This is a genomic window from Mycobacterium sp. (genome assembly GCF_050701515.1).
Lineage (GTDB): Bacteria > Actinomycetota > Actinomycetes > Mycobacteriales > Mycobacteriaceae > Mycobacterium.
This window is the reverse complement of record NZ_JBOGDB010000266.1, coordinates 1-3,346: the sequence shown is the minus strand read 5'-3', so window position 1 is coordinate 3,346 and position 3,346 is coordinate 1. Positions and strand designations below refer to the sequence as shown.

The 3,346-nt window shown below is 66.2% G+C and carries 5 protein-coding genes; 3 read left to right on the top strand and 2 right to left on the bottom strand.

The genetic code is table 11. The annotated features are described in order from the left end of the window. The 3 genes from ACRDU5_RS19995 to ACRDU5_RS19985 form a co-directional block, all read left to right on the top strand. On the top strand, nt 1-625 hold a 625-nt coding region (locus ACRDU5_RS19995; RefSeq protein WP_526616570.1), incomplete at its 5' end, for a restriction system modified-DNA reader domain-containing protein. A 133-nt stretch (nt 626-758) separates the two neighbouring features. Continuing rightward, a complete protein-coding gene (locus ACRDU5_RS19990; protein ID WP_526616569.1) occupies nt 759-1,151 on the top strand; it encodes a hypothetical protein in 393 nt (130 codons plus the stop codon). Between the two features lie 16 nt (nt 1,152-1,167). After that, the gene (locus ACRDU5_RS19985; RefSeq protein WP_526616567.1) at nt 1,168-1,383 is read left to right on the top strand and encodes a hypothetical protein; all 216 of its coding nucleotides are present in this window, start codon (nt 1,168-1,170) and stop codon (nt 1,381-1,383) included. Between the two features lie 571 nt (nt 1,384-1,954). On the opposite strand, the gene ACRDU5_RS19980 is transcribed toward ACRDU5_RS19985, so the two are convergent. Both ACRDU5_RS19980 and ACRDU5_RS19975 read right to left on the bottom strand, forming a co-directional pair. Continuing rightward, entirely contained in the window at nt 1,955-2,365 is a 411-nt protein-coding gene (locus ACRDU5_RS19980; RefSeq protein ID WP_526616565.1) for a hypothetical protein, read from the bottom strand. 213 nt (nt 2,366-2,578) lie between these two features. Then, on the bottom strand, nt 2,579-3,346 hold a 768-nt coding region (locus tag ACRDU5_RS19975), incomplete at its 5' end, for a C40 family peptidase (RefSeq protein WP_526616564.1).

The window sequence follows — 3,346 nt, the reverse complement described above, 5'->3', positions numbered from 1 at the left end:
GGGTGACGATGACCCCGACCAGCGGGGCGAGGTTGACGTGTTCGCCGGGAGTTGGGTGGACGAGACGCCCGCGAGCGGCCTGTACGACGGCGATCTCGTCGTGCGGCTGACACCACCGACCAATCCGACCGACCCGTCGGGCGACAACGCGGTCGATGTCGAGATGGTGTTGGCACACCACGGCCAGTGGCAGCGAGTCGGGTGCTGGCGCGGGCTCGACGACACCTGGCCGCAACTCGTCGCGCCCACGGCCAACGCGGTCATGGGTCTGCACGCCGAACTCGGCGAAGCGGCCGGTCGATGCGACGGGGTCTCCTCTGCGGTATCACCTCCGGTGGGGATGTCCTCTCGCGGCGGGCTGGCCGGGCTCCTCGAGGCCGGCCTGGTCGCGCCGGGCGACGAGTTTGTCTGGGACCGTTGCCACCACGGCGTCCGCCACCTGGTTCGGGTTCGCGCCGACGGCGCCCTTGCCCTCGCCGACGGCCGTGTCTACGCCTCACCGACCGCCGCCACAACGGCATTGGGCGGTGTGAACCAAGGCGGGTGGACCGTCTTCAAGCGGGTCTCCGACGGACGCACCTTGGCCGAACTGCGGACCGAGGCGCACGGTCGGCGCACGAACTGACACCCCACCGCACTCCGGCGCGTCATCCACACAAGCGGACATTGCCGGGCTGCCACTGCGGCGGCCCGGCAATGGGGCACTGGAGGGAATCTCGCCCATCACACACCCAGAGTCCACAGTGGATGATCTGGTCGTGCGAGGTGCACGCGCCGGGATCGGCCCAGGCTTCACCCTGGAAGCTGCCGCCGTACGACTGGCCGAGGATATCGCCGAACTGCGTGAGAACGGCTGCATCCCCGCGCACGTGCACACAGTGATCACCGTGCTGCCGCAGCAGCGGGTGCTGGAGATCCAGGTCGAGGGCCTCTCGCCGCGCACCGATCCGGACCGCACCACGATCCGCGAAGTGACCAACGCGCTGTTCGAGCTCGCCAGCGACCACAACATCATCGCCCTCGACGCCGCCACTCCGCCGCTGTTCACCCAACGCATCCTGCTCCTCGACACCGACGGCCAACCATTCCACGGTCTCGTCGGGCACGGCTGTGGTGTCGTGGAAAACATTCAACGACACCACAATTCTTGATTTTGCGGATAGAAAGGTGAAGAATGTGAACTCGGAAAATGCTGCAAGCATTCTGACACTTGTGGCCGAGCAAATTTCGCTACATCTCGGGGCGCGTCGCTACTGCGACAGCGGCCCGCACGCAGGCGAGTGGCGGGTGCGGATCGGCGCGCTCTACCTCACCGACGACGCGCTGTGTGCTATCGATGAAATTGGCCGCCGTGGCGAGGTCGTCATGGATGAGAACGCCTGAGCGTCGTGCCGGCGCCAAAGAGGGGGCGAACCCCGGTGAGTCACCCGATTCGACTGTGAACCATTTACGAGCCGCCACCTGTCCTTTCCGTTTTGAAGTGATCCATTTTGACGTCCGCCTCCTGCGGGGCTTCCGTGGTAGTTGACCACTCCTGTTCGGCGCCTCTTTCCGCGGTGGTTTGGGTTTTCGATGGGCGCTAGGGTTGAGAACCTGCGCCGATGTCGGGATCAAGTCGCTGAAGCCAGACGAGGGTGGCTTGATTGATGCCGAGGTGGTCGGCGCGGCGTTGATGATGAAGCCATGGCGGTGCAAGCGCAGCACTGCCGTCGCTACGACGGCGATCCCCCCGAACTGCGCGGGGATGGTCAGTCGCGTGGAGGCAATCTGGCGGCGATCGCGCTGAGAAAGCGCCGCGCTGGCGGTGCCCCTCAACCTCCTGGCCTTACAGGCGCGCGATCTGCTCGATCTCCTCGGCGAATCTGTGGTAGTCGTCCGTGAGCCGGTCGGACATAAAACGCTGCCCCACCACGGCAAAGACCGCGATTGACATCAACCCGGCGATGACCAGCAGTCAACCGGCGTCCCAGCCGGGTGGGCCGAGCGACAACACCAGCCCGCCGACGATGACAACCCCGGACACGCCGATCCACACACTGCCCAGCACCGGCCAGCGCCGCAGCCACTCCACTCGCCGCTCCCACATGGAGCGGTACGCACTTACCTGCGACTCCAGCGCCTCCACGCGAGTGATCGCGGCGGCCACCGACGCCACCCCAACGGGATCCGCGTTGCCGGCATCCCCGGCCCGATCACGCAGCCTCGACAGCGCCTCGGCGCACGCGCGCTCCAAGCTGTCGGGCCGGTATTCGTCCTCCACCGAGCCGAGCTGACCACGCGCAAGACGCCGCACCTGGAACACCATCACCACCACAATGACAGTGATCGCGGTCACCAGCACGGCGGTGACGCTGGTACTCGGCATCCCACCCGTCTCCCCATGGTCGCAAACCACCCAACACCGCACGATCGTAGGCCACTCCCCGCAGCCGGCAACCGCAAGACAACCACCGTCGGCACATCCGAAGCACGCGGCCCTCGGCGGAACCACGCCACAGAAGTGGTCACTGTGGCGAAGCGGCGAGGACTCTTTCACGACACTTGATCAACAGATCACTATCATCCACGCCCGAAACTGTCATTCTTGCGCGGAACCTACAGCAGCAACGGAACCAGCCGGGCGCGTAGCCCCGGCATAGTCATCGCCCCGGTACCGGTAGGGCTCGATCTGCACCGGCTGGCCGAACGTCGGGGCGTTGATCGTCAAACCTCCACCAAGGTAGAGACCGACGTGGTGGATCTTGGTGGTGGGGTTGCCGTAGAACACGAGATCACCGGGCAGCAGCGGTTGTCCGTCGGGGACGCGCGGTCCGGCGTGGTACTGGGTGTGGGCGGTGCGGGGTAAGGTGATTCCGGCTGCGCCGTAGGCGGCGGTGGTGAGCCCGGAGCAGTCAAATCCGCCGTCCTGCTCCCCGTTTCCGCCCCACACATACGGCAATTCTCTTTGCCCGCAGGCATAGTTGATGGCGGCCAGCGAGGCAGGATTGGGAGCCTGGATAGCGTTGCAGTCACCGGTGCCGACGACCTCCCTCGTGGTGGTTGTGCAGGTGGCACCGTGGACCGCGGCGAGCACATCCCGTGCGGCCTGCTCGTGCTGGGCGTAGGCGTTGGGTTTTCCGGAGCGTTGTACGGCTTGTGCGGCGTCGTTCACGCTCATCTGCTGCCAGCCGGGCTCGGTGAGCAGGTGCTGGTAGAACTGGGTGGCGGCGTAGGTGGGGTTCATGATCTGCGCCGGGGTGCCCCAGCCTTGGGACGGTCGCTGCTGGAACACGCCGACGCTGTCGCGGTCGCCGTGGTCGAGGTTGGTCAAGGTGGACTCCTGCATCGCGGTCGCGATCGCCACGAC